Raw genomic sequence first — 277 nt, 5'->3', positions numbered from 1 at the left:
AATGACTACTTTAGACAATTTCTTCATCGCAAACGAAATATCATTCACCAGCTCTGCTATTTTTACCAAAGAAGCAATATCATCATCATCAACTGCACGCTTCATCTCAACTAAATCTCCACCCACGGAGAAAATGGAACCCTGTGCTTGAATTTGTAAAATTTTGACGGAGGCATCCCCTTCTGCAAGGCGGATTGCTTCTAAGATTTCTTCACACATAGGAATATTAAAACCATTTGCCACTTCCGGTCTGTTTAAAGTTAGAATCGCTACGGAA

At 39.4% G+C, this 277-nt stretch carries 1 protein-coding gene; it reads right to left on the bottom strand.

The features are described 5' to 3' along the window. Positions 1-277: enoyl-CoA hydratase/isomerase family protein (locus tag C1G53_RS12345; RefSeq protein ID WP_192873138.1), on the bottom strand; the 277-nt coding region annotated here is incomplete at both ends.

It is taken from the genome of Streptococcus suis (genome assembly GCF_002960445.1).
Lineage (GTDB): Bacteria > Bacillota > Bacilli > Lactobacillales > Streptococcaceae > Streptococcus > Streptococcus hyiners.
The sequence above is the reverse complement of the archived record's forward strand: the minus strand, read 5'-3'. Positions and strand labels throughout refer to the sequence as shown.